Annotated in this window: 18 protein-coding genes; 17 read left to right on the top strand and 1 reads right to left on the bottom strand. The window is 60.8% G+C overall.

Going from position 1 to position 15,934, the window contains the following annotated elements; all coding sequences use genetic code 11:
* The 11 genes from ATY75_RS12985 to fliP all read left to right on the top strand — a co-directional run bounded on the left by ATY75_RS12985 (window position 1) and on the right by fliP (window position 6,795).
* Window positions 1-543: a hypothetical protein gene (locus ATY75_RS12985; protein WP_064836552.1), complete on the top strand. Its 543-nt coding sequence runs from the start codon at window positions 1-3 to the stop codon at window positions 541-543.
* Window positions 544-709: 166 nt separating this feature from the next.
* A complete protein-coding gene (gene flgB, locus ATY75_RS12980) occupies window positions 710-1,102 on the top strand; it encodes a flagellar basal body rod protein FlgB (RefSeq protein WP_064836554.1) in 393 nt (130 codons plus the stop codon).
* Between the two features lie 5 nt (window positions 1,103-1,107).
* Complete coding sequence (flgC, locus tag ATY75_RS12975; protein WP_064836556.1) at window positions 1,108-1,524, top strand: flagellar basal body rod protein FlgC; 417 nt, start codon at window positions 1,108-1,110, stop codon at window positions 1,522-1,524.
* 2 nt (window positions 1,525-1,526) lie between these two features.
* Window positions 1,527-1,868: a flagellar hook-basal body complex protein FliE gene (locus ATY75_RS12970; RefSeq protein ID WP_088937866.1), complete on the top strand. Its 342-nt coding sequence runs from the start codon at window positions 1,527-1,529 to the stop codon at window positions 1,866-1,868.
* A 19-nt stretch (window positions 1,869-1,887) separates the two neighbouring features.
* The gene (flgG, locus tag ATY75_RS12965; protein WP_088937865.1) at window positions 1,888-2,676 is read left to right on the top strand and encodes a flagellar basal-body rod protein FlgG; all 789 of its coding nucleotides are present in this window, start codon (window positions 1,888-1,890) and stop codon (window positions 2,674-2,676) included.
* A gap of 16 nt (window positions 2,677-2,692) precedes the next feature.
* Window positions 2,693-3,175 carry a flagellar basal body P-ring formation chaperone FlgA gene (gene flgA / locus ATY75_RS12960; protein WP_088937864.1) on the top strand — a complete coding sequence of 161 codons (483 nt, stop codon included), beginning with the start codon at window positions 2,693-2,695 and terminating at the stop codon, window positions 3,173-3,175.
* Window positions 3,172-4,293, top strand: a complete 1,122-nt coding sequence (locus tag ATY75_RS12955) for a flagellar basal body P-ring protein FlgI (protein ID WP_064836562.1) — start codon at window positions 3,172-3,174, stop codon at window positions 4,291-4,293. The genes flgA and ATY75_RS12955 overlap by 4 nt, the downstream gene beginning before the upstream one ends.
* On the top strand, window positions 4,290-4,829 hold the full coding sequence (locus ATY75_RS12950; protein ID WP_064836564.1) for a MotE family protein: 540 nt from the start codon (window positions 4,290-4,292) through the stop codon (window positions 4,827-4,829). Before ATY75_RS12955 ends, ATY75_RS12950 begins: the two co-directional genes overlap by 4 nt.
* The gene (gene flgH / locus ATY75_RS12945; RefSeq protein WP_064836566.1) at window positions 4,826-5,542 is read left to right on the top strand and encodes a flagellar basal body L-ring protein FlgH; all 717 of its coding nucleotides are present in this window, start codon (window positions 4,826-4,828) and stop codon (window positions 5,540-5,542) included. The genes ATY75_RS12950 and flgH overlap by 4 nt, the downstream gene beginning before the upstream one ends.
* Before the next feature lie 12 nt (window positions 5,543-5,554).
* Entirely contained in the window at window positions 5,555-6,061 is a 507-nt protein-coding gene (locus tag ATY75_RS12940) for a flagellar basal body-associated FliL family protein (protein ID WP_064836568.1), read from the top strand.
* Window positions 6,058-6,795, top strand: a complete 738-nt coding sequence (fliP, locus tag ATY75_RS12935; RefSeq protein WP_064836570.1) for a flagellar type III secretion system pore protein FliP — start codon at window positions 6,058-6,060, stop codon at window positions 6,793-6,795. Before ATY75_RS12940 ends, fliP begins: the two co-directional genes overlap by 4 nt.
* 93 nt (window positions 6,796-6,888) lie before the next feature.
* On the opposite strand, the gene ATY75_RS12930 is transcribed toward fliP, so the two are convergent.
* Window positions 6,889-8,805, bottom strand: a complete 1,917-nt coding sequence (locus ATY75_RS12930) for a glycosyl transferase (RefSeq protein ID WP_088937863.1) — start codon at window positions 8,803-8,805, stop codon at window positions 6,889-6,891.
* Window positions 8,806-9,235: 430 nt separating this feature from the next.
* On the opposite strand from ATY75_RS12930, the gene ATY75_RS12925 reads away from it, so the two are divergent.
* The 6 genes from ATY75_RS12925 to ATY75_RS12900 all read left to right on the top strand — a co-directional run bounded on the left by ATY75_RS12925 (window position 9,236) and on the right by ATY75_RS12900 (window position 15,933).
* Window positions 9,236-10,141 carry a flagellin gene (locus ATY75_RS12925; protein ID WP_049733081.1) on the top strand — a complete coding sequence of 302 codons (906 nt, stop codon included), beginning with the start codon at window positions 9,236-9,238 and terminating at the stop codon, window positions 10,139-10,141.
* Between the two features lie 281 nt (window positions 10,142-10,422).
* Window positions 10,423-11,331 (top strand): flagellin, encoded by a 909-nt coding sequence (locus ATY75_RS12920; RefSeq protein WP_088937862.1) that lies wholly within the window; start codon window positions 10,423-10,425, stop codon window positions 11,329-11,331.
* Between the two features lie 248 nt (window positions 11,332-11,579).
* A complete protein-coding gene (locus ATY75_RS12915) occupies window positions 11,580-12,491 on the top strand; it encodes a flagellin (RefSeq protein ID WP_049733079.1) in 912 nt (303 codons plus the stop codon).
* Between the two features lie 299 nt (window positions 12,492-12,790).
* A complete protein-coding gene (locus ATY75_RS12910) occupies window positions 12,791-13,753 on the top strand; it encodes a flagellin (RefSeq protein WP_088937861.1) in 963 nt (320 codons plus the stop codon).
* 201 nt (window positions 13,754-13,954) lie between these two features.
* Window positions 13,955-14,584: a hypothetical protein gene (locus tag ATY75_RS12905; protein WP_088937860.1), complete on the top strand. Its 630-nt coding sequence runs from the start codon at window positions 13,955-13,957 to the stop codon at window positions 14,582-14,584.
* On the top strand, window positions 14,581-15,933 hold the full coding sequence (locus ATY75_RS12900; RefSeq protein WP_088937859.1) for a MotB family protein: 1,353 nt from the start codon (window positions 14,581-14,583) through the stop codon (window positions 15,931-15,933). Before ATY75_RS12905 ends, ATY75_RS12900 begins: the two co-directional genes overlap by 4 nt.
* Window position 15,934: the final 1 nt, after the last annotated feature.

Below are 15,934 nucleotides of genomic sequence, written 5' to 3'. Positions count from 1 at the left end.
GTGGCTGAATTCGACGACGAACGCATTGCCGCCCCGAAGCAGCGCAGGAAGGCTGCCGGCCTGGATCGGTTTCTGACCTTTGCCGGCCTGGCGCTCGCCGGCGCCTCCGCCTTTTTCCCCTGGTACGTGTTCTTCAACGAAGACAAATTCGGCATCAACGTCGCCGCCAGCGACAATTCGCGCGAACTGCCGGACTGGCCGGCCCGCAACGTCTTCAGCGTCTCGCCGCTGGCCATGGTCAACAAGAACGAGCCGGACAAGAAAGCGCCGCCGATCGATCCGCTAACGACGGCGACGGTCTCCGACCTCGGCAAGGAGCGCGACGGCCGCCCCATCCTGGAAGATCAGCCCTTCCCCGGCAAGTCGCCCTTCCGCCTGCTGCACGTTTCCAACGGCCGGGCGCTGATCGAGGATACCTCCGGCATGTATGTGGTGCGCGTCGGCTCGATCCTTCCGGACCAGAGCCGCCTTGCGACGATCGAACAGCGCGAGGGCAAGTGGATGATCGTTACCTCCAAGGGTGAAACCTACCAGAACAACTGAACCTGCGGCCAGATCAGAAGGCAACAGGGGCTCCGCCGAAAACCGGCAGGAGCCCCGTTTTTTTGGGCGCGCGGCGCTCCCCGAAAGGCGGCTTGAAACCTGAATTCCCGTAAGTCCCACGCAAGATTACCGCACTAGGTTCGGGACAGTAAAAACGGAGAGTTTCATGCAACCGATCCAACTTTTCGACTTGGCTTCGCGACAGGCGGAATGGCTGACGATCCGTCAGCAGGTTGTTGCCGGCAACATCGCGAATGCCAATACCCCGAAGTTCCGCGCCAAGGACGTCACGCCTTTCGACGCCGTGCTCGACAAATCAGACATCACCATGACGCGCACCAATCCGGCCCATCTCAGCGGCAATGATTTCAGCGCCAGCGGCGATATCGACGTCAAGGACGCCGCACTCGACCAGGAAATCGGCATCCAGGAATCGGGCAACACGGTCGGTCTGGCCGAGGAGCTCTCCAAGTCTGGCGATATCAAGCGCCAGTACGATCTGAACACCTCGCTGGTCAGTTCCTTCAACCGCATGATGCTGATGACCGTCAGGAAGTAAAAGTCATGGATCCGCTTTCAGCAGCAATGAAAATCGCCGGTTCCGGGCTCGAGGCGCAGTCGACGCGCCTGCGCATCGTTTCGGAAAACATCGCCAACGCCCGCTCGACCGGCGACACGCCCGGTGCGGACCCCTATCGCCGCAAGACGATCACCTTCGGCCAGCAGATGGATCGCGTCACCGGCGTCGAGACGGTCGACGTCAAGAAGGTCGGCGTCGACGAAGGCGACTTCAGCACCGAATTCGACCCGAGCAATCCGGCCGCGGACCAGAAGGGCGTCGTCAAGCTGCCGAACGTCAACATCTTGGTCGAGATGGCAGACATGCGCGAAGCCAACCGCTCCTATGACGCCAATCTGCAGACCATCAAGCAGACCCGCGATCTCATCTCCTCCACGATCGATCTCCTGAAGAGCCAATAATAATGATCAGCAGCGTCCAGAATGTCAGCAACCTTTCGATGACGCGCGCGCTCGGCGCCGTCGACACCGAAAATTCCGCCTCGTCGTCTGCCGCCACCATGCCGGGCACCGCTGGTGCGGCCAATAATATGAGCTTCGCCTCCGTCATGGGCAATATGGCAACCGACGCGGTCACCAGCCTGAAGGGTGCGGAAAGCATGTCCTTTGCCGGGATCAAGGGCACGGCGACGACGCGTGAAGTCGTCGATTCCATGCTCCAGGCCGAGCAGACGCTGCAGACGGCGATCGCCATCCGCGACAAGGTCGTCTCGGCCTTTCTCGAAGTCACCAAGATGCAGATGTAACTGATTTGAGGACGAACACATGAGAGCGCTCGCCATTGCAGCAACGGGCATGGATGCCCAGCAGACCAATCTGGAAGTCATCGCGAATAATATCGCCAACATCAACACGACCGGTTTCAAGCGCGCGCGCGCTGAGTTCTCCGATCTTCTCTACCAGACCGAACGCGCCAAGGGTGTCGCCAACCGCGCCAACCAGGCCGTCGTTCCCGAAGGCGCCAATATCGGCCTCGGCGTCCAGACCTCGGCGGTCCGCAATCTGCATCTTCAAGGCGAACTGACCCAGACCGGCAACGATCTCGACGTGGCGCTGATCGGCAAGGGCTTCTTCCAGATCCAGTCGACCGACGGGACGACGCTTTACACCCGCGCCGGCGCCTTCAACAAGAACGACCAGGGCCAGCTCGTTACCATCGACGGCTACGAGGTCCTGCCGGGCATCACCATTCCAACGGGCTCGACCGAGCTGACGATCAGCCGCTCCGGCCAGGTTTCGGCCAAATTGCCGGGTGCGGCCGATGCGACCGTGCTCGGCCAGCTGACCCTTGCCGACTTCGTCAACGAGGCGGGCCTCCAGCCGCTCGGCGACAATCTCTTCCAGGAAACGGCGGCCTCCGGCGAAGCCGTCGTCGGCAATCCCGACGAGGAAGGTTTCGCCTACATGAAGCAGGGTTATCTGGAATCCTCGAACGTCGACCCGGTGAAGGAAATCACCGAGCTGATCTCGGCCCAGCGCGCTTACGAAATGAATTCCAAGGTGATCACCACCGCTGATGAAATGGCCACCATCGTCAGCAAGAACCTGAAGTAAAGGGAAGGGCCGAAACATGATGTTTTGCCGGGCAGGACACATCTCAGGATGGGTGGCGGCAGCCACGATCGCAATCGCGGGCATTTTCGCGCCCGCGGACGTGTATGCCGGCATGGGTTATGCCGTCGTCCCGACGACGATCATCTACCCCGGCGACACATTGTCGGCCAGCCAGCTTCAGGAGGTCGAGGTCACCAACCCCAACCTCGCCGGCGATTTCGCCAAATCCATTTCCCAGGTCGAAGGCCTGGTCTCCAAGCGCACATTGCTGCCGGGCCGCACGATTTCGGTTGCAGGCCTGCGTGAGCCCTATACGGTGACACGCGGCTCCTCGATCCGCCTCGTCTTCTCGCTCGGCGCGATGACCATCTCAGCCGCCGGCTCGCCGCTCGAAGACGGCGCCACCGGGCAGCTGATCCGCGCGCGCAATATGGATTCCGGCGTCATCGTCAGCGGCACGGTGCTTGCGGACGGCACGGTCCATGTGAGGGCAAAATGAAATTGTTCTTCCGGTTTTTGACCCTTGTCGCGGTTCTCGCCATGAGCCTGGCCGACGTCGCGCCCGCCTTCGCGCTGACTTCCCGCATCAAGGATATCGCCTCGCTTCAGGCCGGCCGCGACAACCAGCTGATCGGCTATGGTCTGATCGTCGGCCTGCAGGGGACCGGCGACGGTTTCCGTGCCTCGCCGTTTACCGAGCAGTCGATGCGGGCGATGCTGCAGAACCTCGGCATCTCGACGCAGGGCGGCCAGTCCAACGCCAAGAATACGGCGGCCGTCATGGTCACCGCCAACCTGCCGCCCTTCGCAAGCCCCGGCAGCCGCATCGACGTGACGGTGAGCTCGCTCGGCGACGCAACGTCGCTGCGCGGCGGCACGCTCGTCATGACCTCGCTTTCCGGCGCCGACGGCCAGATCTACGCCGTCGCGCAGGGCGCGGCGATCGTCACCGGCTTCCAGGCCCAGGGCCAGGCCGCGACCGTGACCGAAGGTGTGACCACCGCCGGCCGCGTGCCCGGCGGCGCCATTATCGAACGCGAACTGCCGTCCCGCTTCAAGGACTCGGTCAATCTCGTCCTGCAGCTGCGCAATCCCGATTTCTCGACGGCGATCCGCATCGCCGACATCGTCAACGGTTATGCCTCGGCGCGTTTCGGCGGCCCGGTGGCGGAAGCCAAGGATTCGCAGGAAGTGGTGATCCAGAAGCCGCGCCAGGCCGATCTCACCCGGCTGATGGCCGACATCGAAAATCTCATCGTCGAAACCGATACACCGGCGAAGGTCGTCATCAACGAGCGCACCGGAACGATCGTCATTGGCTCCGACGTCCGCGTCTCGCCGGTTGCCGTCAGCTACGGTACCTTGACGGTGCAGGTCACCGAGACGCCGCAGATCATCCAGCCCGAGCCCTTTTCGCGCGGCCGGACCGCGGTCCAGCCGCAGACCGATATCGCGGCTGAGCAGACCGGCGGGCGCGTCGCCATCATCGACGGTCCCGACCTCAGGACCCTCGTCGCCGGCCTCAACAATATCGGTGTGAAACCGGATGGCATCATCGCCATTCTCCAGGGCATCAAATCGGCGGGCGCCCTGCAGGCGGAGCTTGTGCTGCAATGATAAAGATCATCAAAGACATGACGGTCCTGCAATTGCTGCGTCGGCTGGCGCTGCCGGCAGCAGGCCTCGTCCTTCTGTCGATCCCCGGCGCCTTCGCGCAGGAGCATGCGCCGGCGGGCGACATCACTTCCCAGGACGAGGTCAAGCAGTTCTGCACCAACATCGCCGACCCCGCTCGCGACCAGCGTTACCTGCTGCAGAAGCAGGAACTGGAAAAGCTTCGCGCCGACATCGACGCCCGCATGGCCGAGATGGACAAGCGCAAGGCCGAATACCAGGACTGGCTGAAACGGCGCGACGATTTCCTGAAGCAGGCGGAAGCCGGCTTGACCGACATCTACAAGAAGATGAAGCCGGATGCGGCCGCACAGCAGCTGCAGGATATGAATATCGAGGTGGCCTCCGCCGTGATCATGCGGCTCGGACCGCGCCAGTCGAGCCTCATCCTCAACGAGATGGACGCGAAGAAGGCCGCGGCCATCGCCAGCGTCATCGCCAGTGCGTCCGATCCCAATACGTCGAAGGATCCTTCATGAATATGCGTTTTTCGGCCGCGATCGCCGCCCTCGCACTCCTTGCAGGTTGCCAGTCTCCGACGGCAGTCAGCGAGATCGGCCGCGCGCCCGCCATGAGCCCGATCGGCAGCGGCCTGGCCTATGGCCAGACGCCGCAGATGGCGCTTTATCCGAAGCAGCCGCGCGCCGTGGCGCAGGGTTATTCGCTGTGGAGCGATTCGCAGGCAGCGCTCTTCAAGGACGCGCGCGCGCTCAACGTCGGCGACATCCTGACGGTCGACATCCAGATCAACGACAAGGCCTCCTTCGACAACGAGACCAATCGGAGCCGCACGAATTCGAGCGGCATGAACTGGGACGTCAACGCCCAGATCTTCGGCTGGACGCCTGAGTCCAAGACCGACCTGACTTACGGCTCAGACACCAGCACCGACGGCAAGGGCAAGATCGAGCGCACCGACAAGATCACCCTTCTGGTCGCCGCCGTTGTCACCGGCATTCTCGAAAACGGCAACCTCGTCATCTCGGGCTCGCAGGAAGTCCGGCTGAACCAGGAGCTGCGCATCCTGAACGTCGCCGGTATCGTTCGTCCGCAGGACGTCAATGCCGACAACCAGATCTCCTACGACAAGATCGCAGAAGCCCGCATCTCCTACGGTGGCCGCGGTCGCCTGATGGAAGTGCAGCAGCCTCCGCGCGGCCAGCAGGCCGTCGATCTTTTCTCGCCGCTTTGAGGCTGAACGACGATGGCAGAGCCAGACGTAAGCGCAGGTCAACCGAAGAAGAAATCCGCCACGCTGATGACGATCATCGGCATCGCCGTCCTGACGCTGCTCGGCGCCGGCGGCGGCTGGGCGGTCGGCACGATCGTCGCGCCCAACATCAAGGGCGCCAAGGAGGCCGAGCAGGCCAAGGACGCCGAGGCCAAGAAAAAGGCCGAGGAAGGCCTGGCCCACATTTCCACCGAGGCCAACAACGTCGTCCAGCTCGAGCCGATCACCTCGAACCTCGCTTACCCCTCGGAAAACTGGGTTCGACTCGAGGTCGCGTTGCTGTTCAACGGGCCGCCGGATGTCAAGGTTTCCGAGGATATTCACCAGGATATCCTCGCTTATATCAGGACCGTTTCCCTTCAGCAGATCGAGGGGCCGCGGGGCTTTCAATATCTCAAGGATGACATACAGGAACGTGTTGACCTTCGCTCGCAAGGGCGGGTATCGAAGGTCATGTTCAGGACATTTGTCATCGAATGATTCGTCTCATAGTTTTCCTTGCCGCCATGATGGCGGTACCGGAACTGGCGGTGGCACAGCAGCTGCCGACTGACTTGTTGAACGTGCCGGTCGATGGCTCCGTCGCCGCCTGGATCATCCGCACATTCGGCCTGCTGACCGTTCTTTCGGTCGCGCCGGGCATCCTGATCATGGTGACGAGCTTCCCGCGCTTCGTCATCGCCTTCTCGATCCTGCGCTCGGGCATGGGCCTCTCCTCGACGCCCTCCAACATGATCCTGCTGTCGCTGTCGCTGTTCATGACCTTCTACGTCATGTCGCCGACCTTCGATCAGGCCTGGCAGAACGGTGTGCAGCCGCTGCTTGCCAATCAGATCAACGAGACCGAGGCTGTCCAGCGCATCGCCGAACCCTTCCGCACCTTCATGGCGGCCAATACCCGCGACAAGGATCTGGCGCTTTTCGTCGATCTGGCGCGCGAGCGCGGGCAGAATATCCAGACATCAGGTCCGATCGACTACCGCGTGCTGATCCCGGCCTTCATGATTTCCGAAATCCGCCGCGGCTTCGAGATCGGCTTCCTCGTCGTGCTGCCGTTCCTCGTCATCGACCTCATCGTCGCCACCATCACCATGGCGATGGGCATGATGATGCTGCCGCCGACGTCGATCTCGCTGCCGTTCAAGATTCTCTTCTTCGTGCTGATCGACGGCTGGAACCTGCTCGTCGGCAGTCTGGTGCGCTCGTTCAACTGATCGGCCACCGTTCATTTATTCGCTCCTATCGTCGTCAACGAGAAAACCCCGCCGGATCGCTCCGGCGGGGTTTTCTCGTTGATGATTGAAAGTTTACTCGGCGGCGAACGGCGCCGTGCGCGGCGGCAGCGCCGCAATATCCATGTGCTCGGGTTCGAGGCGCTGTTTGGCGCGCTCGGCCATGATTTCGTAAGCCTGCTCCAGATGGTCGCAGAAACGTTCGGCGTCGAAGAGCGGCGCGATATAGCGCTTCTCTTTCAGATGCGCCTTGTACTCGGCGATCCGTCCGGGATTCTGCGCCAGTTCGACGGCGAGATCCTCGTAGGCCTGCAGGTCGGTTGCAACGAGCTCGGGCAGGTCGATGGCCCGCAGCAGGCTCTCGCTGACGCGTGAGGCGAAGTTGGTGCCCTTGACGGTCAGCACCGGCAGGCCGCCCCAGAGCTGCTCCGAGGTGGTCGTGTGGCCGTTAACCGGGAAGGTGTCGATGCCGAGATCGGCCGCCTGCTGGCGGTCGATATGCTGTTCGTAGGGCGCGCGCGGGCAGAAAATGATGCGCTTAGGCGAAATGCCCGCCGTCTGGAACTGCTTCAACAGGTTCGCCTGGTTGCGCGGCGTGTTCGCCATCAGCCAAAGCACGCTGTTCGGCGCCCGCTTGAGAATGCGGCACCAGCTGTCGATCGTCTCCGGCGTGATCTTGCGGTTGCCGTTGAACGAGGCGAAGATGAAGGCCGCTTCCGGCAGACCCAGCTGCTCGCGGGTAACCGGGCGCGGCTTCGGGCGGTGCATCGGGTCGTTCGGCTGATAGCTTTCCGGCAGCCGGCAGAATTTCTCATGGTAGAAGGGCTTGGCCACCTCGGGCAATACCGAATGGTCGCCGATAACATAGTCGAGATCGATATTGACCGTGCTGCCGGGGAAACCGAGCCAGCCGACGTGGACCGGTGCCAGCGGCTGGTTGAACACTGTCGCGCGGCTGCCGGAGGTGTGGCCCTTCAGGTCGACCATGATGTCGATATTGTGCTCGCGCACTACTGCCAGCACCGCCTGGTCGGAGAAACCTTGGATGTCGACGATCCGGCCCCAGCGGCCGCGGTCGGTAACGTTGTGCTTCAGGTATTCCGGACCCGTATGGCAAAACAGCGTCACCTCGAACCGATCCTTGTCGTGCAGTTCGAGGATGCGCTGCAACAGCTTCATCGTTGCGTGGCGATCCCAGAAGTCCGACGACATGTAACCGATCCGGATCTTGTTTGACCATGTATGCGGCTGGTTGCGGCGGAGGGCCACCCGTTCCGGGTTGAGGGGGGTGGTGCCGATCGTCGCATATCGGTTGAAATCCTCATTGCCGCACCAGTGCAGATGATAGAACGGGTTGTCCTTACGCAGGATCTCGATGTCGCCCTTTGCCAGTGCCGCGTCGATCACCGCCTGATGTTTGCTGGCCTCTTCGAAATCGTTGAATTCGCGCGCGAAAACCAGATGCAGGAAGCGGAATGCGTGATTGCCGGGAAACCGCTTGAAGAGGTTGCGCGAAAGGCTCTGGTTGGTTGCGTCGTTCAGATCGTCGCTCAGGAGCAGGGCAGCCAGGCGCATATGATCGGGATTGGCACTCTGTGACAGCACCGTCTTGAACGGGCGAATGATATCCCGCTGCTGCCGCTTCAGATAGATCGCGGTGATGATGAAGGCGAGTTCCGCGTCGTCCTGCGCCTTGGCGAGGTTTCGCATGGCAATCAGCAGGGCATCATCCTCGTTGCCGATCTCATAATGCAACTTGGCAGCCTGTTTCTGGTATTCGTAGGAATTCGGCCCTTCGCAGTTGCCGGCCAGGCCATAGGCTTTCGCGGCATCGGCCTTGAAGCCGAGCTGCACGAGGTTCTTGGCCAGCAGCGCGTAGGTCTTGGCGTCCTGCTGGATATCCATGAGCTGGTTGAGCGTCGCCAAGGACTGTGTGTAGCGGCCCGCCTGGTAATCTCTGGATGCCGCAGAGAACGAAACTTTGCTGTTCAAAACCCAACTCCGTGAAGGAAATGTTCTGGCATGGCTGTCGATTGCCGACACGCACGAGCCGTCCTCCCCGAAAACGGGTGGGTCGATCCGATGATGCTATCCCGGCGCCTGCCACATTGTCATGTGAAGCTTGCTTGAAACCGGTGCGCCTCATGAAGACGCTTCCTTTCATGAGAGAAAACGGTTTCTTTCCCCGTATGTTAGCATGCGAAGGAATAGATTCAGCCGGCATTAACTATGCGATGTAAGGAGCCGGCACGAGGCCTCTATTTTTAAGAAGTTGGCAAGCATTGGCTGCGAGATTGCCCTGGACATGACGGGTTTGGGCCAAACAAAAAAAGGCGCCGAGTAGCATGAAGCTGGTCCGTCATCGCCGGTACTTAGTCCGGTATGTCCTCCTTTTTGTATCTAGTTTCCAGGGGACAGATTTATGACAAGCATTAACACCAACACTTCCGCACAGGCCGCTCTCCAGACGCTACGCAACGTCAACCAGGGTCTCCAGTCAACCCAGGCGCACGTTTCGTCCGGCTATCGTGTCGGCAAGGCATCTGACAACGCGGCATATTGGTCGATCGCAACGACCATGCGCTCGGACAACAAGGCACTTTCCGCCGTTTCCGACGCTCTCGGCATGGGTGCTGCCAAGGTCGACACCGCTTACACCGCCATGGACAGCGCCATCGACGTCGTCGGCGACATCAAGGCCAAGCTGGTTGCCGCCACTGAAAACGGCGTCGACAAGGCCAAGGTCCAGGAAGAAATCAGCCAGCTGCAGGAGCAGTTGAAGAGCATCGCTCAGTCGGCTTCCTTCAACGGCGAAAACTGGGTTGCCGGCGCTGACGGCACCAAGAGCGTCGTTTCGTCCTTCGTCCGTGACGGCTCCAACGCCGTTTCGGTCACCACGACCGACTACGTTCTCGATGACGGCTCCGCAGGCAACGTTCTGTTCGGCATGAGCAACGGCTCGGTCGAAACCTCCACGGGTATCCTCGGCACGTCGAATGGTGCGACCGGTTCTGTCTACTCGATGGACATCACCAACTTCACCGCCGGCCAGATCCAGACGGCCCTGACCAACGTCGAAGCGGCTCTGAAGTCCATGACCAGCGCCGGTGCTGCTCTCGGCTCGCTCTCCAAGCGTATCGACAGCCAGGACGAATTCGTGTCGGCTCTGAGCGACTCGATCGACTCCGGTGTCGGCCGTCTCGTCGACGCCAACATGGAAGAAGAATCCTCCAAGCTCAGCGCCCTGCAGACCCAGCAGCAGCTGGCGATCCAGTCGCTGTCGATTGCGAACTCCTCTTCGCAGAACATCCTGTCGCTCTTCCGCTAAGAGCGGTCGGCAAAGGCTTTCAAGTTTCGCGGCCGGGTCATCCCCGGCCGCGAAATGTTTTAACATAAGGTTAATGAAAATCCTCCTAAGTGTCAGATATTTTTACGCTATTTCCATTTTGAATTTAGCTTTCCTTAACCATCTTGCTGTTTTCTAGGCCCATCGAAACGGCGAGTTAACCTTAACGAGAATGGTTAACAGGCATGATGCTGATCGCTGTGGGCCGGCCGAAAATCCGGAATGTCCCTTTTTAAAATCTGCCAACAAGGGGCAAACAAACTATGACGAGCATCAACACCAATAACGCTGCAATGGCAGCCCTCCAGACTCTTCGTGGCATCAACCAGGGTCTCCAGACAACCCAGGCTCACGTTTCCTCAGGCTATCGCGTCGGCCAGGCTTCCGACAATGCTGCTTACTGGTCGATCGCAACGACCATGCGCTCGGACAACAAGGCGCTTTCCGCTGTTTCCGACGCTCTCGGCCTCGGCGCCGCCAAGGTCGACACCGCTTACTCCGCCATGGACAGCGCCATCGACGTCGTCGGCGACATCAAGGCCAAGCTGGTTGCCGCCACTGAAAACGGCGTCGACAAGGCCAAGGTCCAGGAAGAAATCAGCCAGCTGCAGCAGCAGCTCCTGAGCGTCGCTCAGTCGGCTTCCTTCTCCGGTGAAAACTGGGTTGCCGGCGCCGACGGCACCAAGAACGTCGTTGCCTCCTTCGTCCGTGACGGCTCCAACGCCGTATCGGTCGTGATGACCGACTACGTTCTCGACGACGGCTCTGCAGGCAACGTTCTGTTCGGCATGAGCGGCGGTGCGGTCGAAACCTCCACGGGTATCCTCGGCACGTCGAATGGTGCGACCGGTTCTGTCTACGCGATGGACATCACCAACTTCACCCTCGGCCAGATCCAGACGGCTCTGACCAACGTCGAAGCCGCTCTGAAGTCCATGACCAGCGCCGGTGCTGCTCTCGGCTCTATCTCCAAGCGCATCGAACTGCAGGAAAACTTCGTGTCGGCTCTGAGCGACTCGATCGACTCCGGTGTCGGCCGTCTCGTCGACGCCAACATGGAAGAAGAATCCTCCAAGCTCAGCGCTCTGCAGACCCAGCAGCAGCTGGCCGTCCAGTCGCTGTCGATTGCGAACTCCTCTTCGCAGACCATCCTCACCCTGTTCCGCGGCTAATAACCCTCGGAAATATTGGCCCGCCGGTCTCCGGCGGGCAGGTCGGAAACAAGCCGCGCTTCGATGGAGCGCGGCTTTTTTTAATGTCCGTTAATGATTGATTAACCATAATGCTGTTTTCTCAGGTCAACGAGACGGCGGGTTAACCAAATTTAAGAACCGGTTAACAGGCATGAGGCTGGTCCCCGTTCCCGGTAGCTTTCCGGAATGTCCCTTTTTATCAACTGCCGACAAGGGGCAATCATTTCATGACCAGCATTTTGACCAACGTTGCGGCGATGGCCGCTCTTCAGACACTCCGCGGAATCAATGACGGCCTCGAGGCTACGCAGAATCGCGTATCGTCGGGTTATCGCGTCGAAAAGGCGTCCGACAACGCCGCCTATTGGTCGATCGCAACGACCATGCGTTCGGACAACAAGGCGCTCTCCGCTGTCTCCGACGCTCTCGGCCTCGGCGCCGCCAAGGTCGACACTGCCTACTCCGCCATGGACAGCGCCATCGACGTCATCAGCGAGATCAAGGCGAAGATCGTCGCTGCGACCGAAAAGGGCGTCGACAAGACCAAGGTTCAGGAGGAAATCGGCCAGCTGCAGCAGCAGCTCCTGAGCATCGCGCAGTCGGCTTCCTTCTCCGGTGAAAACTGGGTCGCCGGCGCCGACGGCACCAAGAGCGTGGTTTCCACCTTCGTGCGTGATGGCAACGGCAATGTCTCGGTCAAGACGACGGACTACATCCTGGACACGAGTTCCGCGGGCAACGTTCTCTTCGGCATGACCTCGACTGGCACGATCGACACGGCCGCCGGCATTATCGGCACCTCATACGGCACGATCGGCTCGATCTACTCGATGGACATCAGCACCTTCGGCTCGGTTGAGATCTCCATGGCCTTGACGTCGATCGAGGCCGGCCTGGAAGCGATGACCAAGGCTGCATCGCAGCTCGGCTCCATTTCCACGCGCATCGAACTGCAGGAAAATTTCGTCGGGGCGCTCAGCGACTCGATCGACTCGGGCGTCGGCCGCCTCGTCGATGCCGACATGGAGGAAGAATCGAGTAAGCTGACGGCGTTGCAAACGCAGCAACAGCTGGCGATCCAGTCGCTGTCGATCGCCAACTCCAGCGCGCAGAACATCCTGACGCTGTTCCGCAGCTAAACCAGGCGCTGAAGCTGGACCGAATCTTGCGCCTTCGTCCGGCAACAAACAAAAAGCCTCTGAACCGCGTCCGAAACGGCGCGGTTCTTTCTTTTATATCATAGGCTTGAGTTGCATTGCGATCGAGGCAGCGCGTTCCGCGCCGCGCTCTTGCCCAATAGGTTGATATCGAGTTACCTTCGCTTTCAGTTGATTTGCTTTTGCGACACGCCGGTGGAAACTCTACCGGAGGCATGACGCCACTTCAGTCGCCGCCGGTATTCCGGCCTGCCCCTTGACCTTATTCCGAGACCCTGTCGATGACCGTTAAGATTACCAGCGCGGCCGCGGTGAATGCGCTTGCGGTGCTGCGCAGCATCAACAAAGAAGCCAGCCAGACCCAGCAGCAAGTGTCCTCGGGATACCGTATCGAGACGGCCGCCGACGATGCCTCCTACTGGTCGGTCGCGACCGTCATGCGCTCGGACAGCACCAATCTCGGGACGATCGGGGATGCGCTCGGTCTCGGAGCTGCCAAGGTGGACGCGACCTACACGGCGATGAATTCGGCCATCGATCTTATGGGCCAGATTCGCGCCAAGCTGGTCGCAGCGAGAGAGCCTGGCACCGACAAGGACAAGATCAACGCCGAGATCGGTGAATATAAAGAGCAACTGCAGACGATCGTCGAATCGACCTCGTTTGCGGGTGAGAACTGGCTGCTGAACGGCAATACCACCGCGCCCCCGACATGGTCTGTGATCTCAAGCTTCGTGCGCGCTCCGACCGGCGAATATCAGGCCCGGACCATCGATTTCCCATCGTCGCAGACCATCCTCATCGACAAGAACAATGCGAGCGGCGGGCTGTTGACCAAGGCGGTGGATGCCAATGCGATCAACAACAGCGGCGCGACGGCGCGCAACTACTACCTACTCAACGCCAACTCGACCACGCCGGCGACCGGAACGGAAATTGCGATCGGCAATAACACGACCGATGCGCAGCTTACCGACATGCTTGACGTGACCGACTCGCTGCTCGCCACGCTGACGACGACAGCCGCATCCATCGGCGTGATGAAGACGCGCATCGACGATCAGATTGACTATACGGCCGACCTCTCCGATTCGATCGACAAGAGCGTCGGTGCGCTCGTCGATACCGATATGGACGAGGCTTCGATCCGGCAGAAGGCGATCGAAACCCAGAAGCAGATGGCCGTCGAAGCGATTTCAATCCTCAATACGGCGTCGAGCAAGATTCTGATCCTGCTGGAATAAAGGTGGGCGCGATCGCGGATGGCGGCGCCATTCATCCTCGCGCAAGTTTGACTTCCTAGTTTCCGGCATGAAGGCATCGTCCGAATTCGTGCCGGCGCAAGGCGAAGCCCTTGCCCGTTTCGAAGCGGTATGCCGGCGCGCTAGGTCGTTTTCAGCGGGGGTGGCTATGCCGCATGCCTCCCGAATACTGGATGGTTTTTTATGAGCATTACGCTTTCCCGGTATTTGAAGGATTTCGGTGAACCGGAACCGTCAGCGCCGATCATCGCGATGGACGATTTCGGCAGCGACGGTTTTCCCGAAATGCCGAGCGAACCGGCGATCGACGTCGAGGCGGAGCGCCGCGATGCCTATGCGCAAGGGCATGCCGCAGCCACCGCTGATCTGACCGAGAGATACGAACTCGAGGCGCAGACACTGGCCGACGTTCATGCACGTGAGCTCGAGGAGCTGAAGCTTCGCTACGAAGTCGAGGCGGCAGCGGTCATTGCCTCCCGCATCCGCGATATCGCCGAAGAGGTTGCGCAGTTGGTCAGTGCCGGCGCCGCCGCAGCGATCGCGCCCGTGATGACCGAAGCGCTTGCCGCGCGCGCTACCGAGAGCCTCGCCGTCCTGCTGCGCGACGCGATCCTCGAGGGTGCTGCCGGACCGATCGTCGTCCGCGGGCCGACCCGGCTTTTCGAACGATTGACGGCCGAACTCGGCGAACATGCCGGGGCGGTTCGACACATTGAGACTGACGATATCGATCTTGCCGTCGAAATCGGCGAATCCGTCATCGTCACCCGCATGTCCGCCTGGGCAGCCAGCTTGAAGAAAGTTCTCGAATGAGCGAAGGCGAAAACCACCACCACGGCAAGAACGAGATCATCATCGTCAAAAGACATGGCGGCGGTGATCACGATGGCTCCCATGGCGGTGCGTGGAAAATTGCCTATGCCGACTTCATGACGGCGATGATGGCGTTCTTCCTGGTCATGTGGCTGGTCAATGCCGCCAACGAGGAGACCAAGGCCTCGGTCGCGACCTATTTCAATCCGATCAAGCTCTCCGACGAAAAGCCGACCGAAAAGGGTCTGAAGAAGCCCGTCGACAACGCCGAGGGCGAGGAGAAGCAGGAAAAGTCGAAACAGAAGGAAGAAAATCCGAACGACGGCAAGGCTTCGGCGGATGGTGACGACCAGACATCGACATCGGGCGACCAGACCAACTATTCCGAGGCCGACTTCTTCGAAAATCCATATTCGGTTCTGGCAGAGATCGCCCAGGAAGTCGGCCAGCAGGCCAATGTCAGCGCCAAGGGCGACGGGGGAGCTGCCGATTCCGGCCCGGCCACCGGCGCCGATGGCGGCGAGGCCTATCGCGATCCCTTCGATCCGGATTTCTGGACGAAACAGGTCGAGGTCACGACAGCCGGCAAGTCGGCGCCTCCCGGCAAGAGCGACGAGCAGGCGGCCGAGAGCGGGGCAACCGAGGTCGCCAAGGTCGAGGATATGAAGCCGATACCGCTGACCACGGACCAGAAGGCGGTCGCCCCGGAAGCCAAGGAAACCAAGGGCGCCGCCGAGGCCAAGGACGGCAAGGCGCCTGATGACAAGAAGTCCGGCGACAAGAAGGCGGATGACAAGAAGGTTGGCGACAAGAACGCCGAAGCGCAGAAGGACGCCGATCATCAGAAGGATGCGGACAAGAACGCCGACGAGACCGAGCAGCAGCAGAAGCAAGCCGAACAGTTGCAGCAGCAGATCGCCCAGCAGATCGGCGGCGTTGCCGGCAAGCTTGCCGAAGGCTTGACCGTGACGGCATCCGAAGGCGGATTGCTGGTCAGCATCTCCGACCAGAGCGACGATTCGATGTTCAATATCGGTTCCGCGGTTCCGCGCCAGGAAATGGTGCTCGCCATGGAAAAGATCGGCGCCATTCTGAAGGAGCGGGGTGGCGCGGTCGCGATCCGCGGCCACACGGACGGGCGCCAGTATAAGGGCACGCAGAACGAGAACTGGCGGCTTTCGATGGATCGCGCCCAGAGCGCCTACTACATGCTCGTGCGCGGCGGGCTCGACGAGAAGCGCATCTCCCAGGTCTCGGGCTTTGCCGACCGTCGGCTGAAGCTGCCGGCCGACCCGTTCAACGCGACCAACCGCCGGATCGAGATTCTGGTGCAGGCGGATCGAGGATAAC

This window comes from Rhizobium sp. N122 (assembly GCF_002211295.1).
GTDB lineage: Bacteria > Pseudomonadota > Alphaproteobacteria > Rhizobiales > Rhizobiaceae > Rhizobium.
Note: the sequence above shows the minus strand (reverse complement) of the source record. Positions and strands in the feature narration are given on the sequence as shown.

Bases quoted from the DNA above. Each gene is read 5' to 3' on its own strand.
- flgC (WP_064836556.1), top strand. From the start codon at position 1,108: ATGGATCCGCTTTCAGCAGCAATGAAAATCGCCGGTTCCGGGCTCGAG.
- ATY75_RS12970 (WP_088937866.1), top strand. From the start codon at position 1,527: ATGATCAGCAGCGTCCAGAATGTCAGCAACCTTTCGATGACGCGCGCG.
- ATY75_RS12905 (WP_088937860.1), top strand. From the start codon at position 13,955: ATGAGCATTACGCTTTCCCGGTATTTGAAGGATTTCGGTGAACCGGAA.
- flgH (WP_064836566.1), top strand. From the start codon at position 4,826: ATGAATATGCGTTTTTCGGCCGCGATCGCCGCCCTCGCACTCCTTGCA.
- fliP (WP_064836570.1), top strand. From the start codon at position 6,058: ATGATTCGTCTCATAGTTTTCCTTGCCGCCATGATGGCGGTACCGGAA.
- ATY75_RS12950 (WP_064836564.1), top strand. From the start codon at position 4,290: ATGATAAAGATCATCAAAGACATGACGGTCCTGCAATTGCTGCGTCGG.
- ATY75_RS12955 (WP_064836562.1), top strand. From the start codon at position 3,172: ATGAAATTGTTCTTCCGGTTTTTGACCCTTGTCGCGGTTCTCGCCATG.
- ATY75_RS12910 (WP_088937861.1), top strand. From the start codon at position 12,791: ATGACCGTTAAGATTACCAGCGCGGCCGCGGTGAATGCGCTTGCGGTG.
- ATY75_RS12920 (WP_088937862.1), top strand. From the start codon at position 10,423: ATGACGAGCATCAACACCAATAACGCTGCAATGGCAGCCCTCCAGACT.
- ATY75_RS12900 (WP_088937859.1), top strand. From the start codon at position 14,581: ATGAGCGAAGGCGAAAACCACCACCACGGCAAGAACGAGATCATCATC.
- ATY75_RS12915 (WP_049733079.1), top strand. From the start codon at position 11,580: ATGACCAGCATTTTGACCAACGTTGCGGCGATGGCCGCTCTTCAGACA.
- ATY75_RS12940 (WP_064836568.1), top strand. From the start codon at position 5,555: ATGGCAGAGCCAGACGTAAGCGCAGGTCAACCGAAGAAGAAATCCGCC.
- flgA (WP_088937864.1), top strand. From the start codon at position 2,693: ATGATGTTTTGCCGGGCAGGACACATCTCAGGATGGGTGGCGGCAGCC.
- flgG (WP_088937865.1), top strand. From the start codon at position 1,888: ATGAGAGCGCTCGCCATTGCAGCAACGGGCATGGATGCCCAGCAGACC.
- ATY75_RS12925 (WP_049733081.1), top strand. From the start codon at position 9,236: ATGACAAGCATTAACACCAACACTTCCGCACAGGCCGCTCTCCAGACG.
- flgB (WP_064836554.1), top strand. From the start codon at position 710: ATGCAACCGATCCAACTTTTCGACTTGGCTTCGCGACAGGCGGAATGG.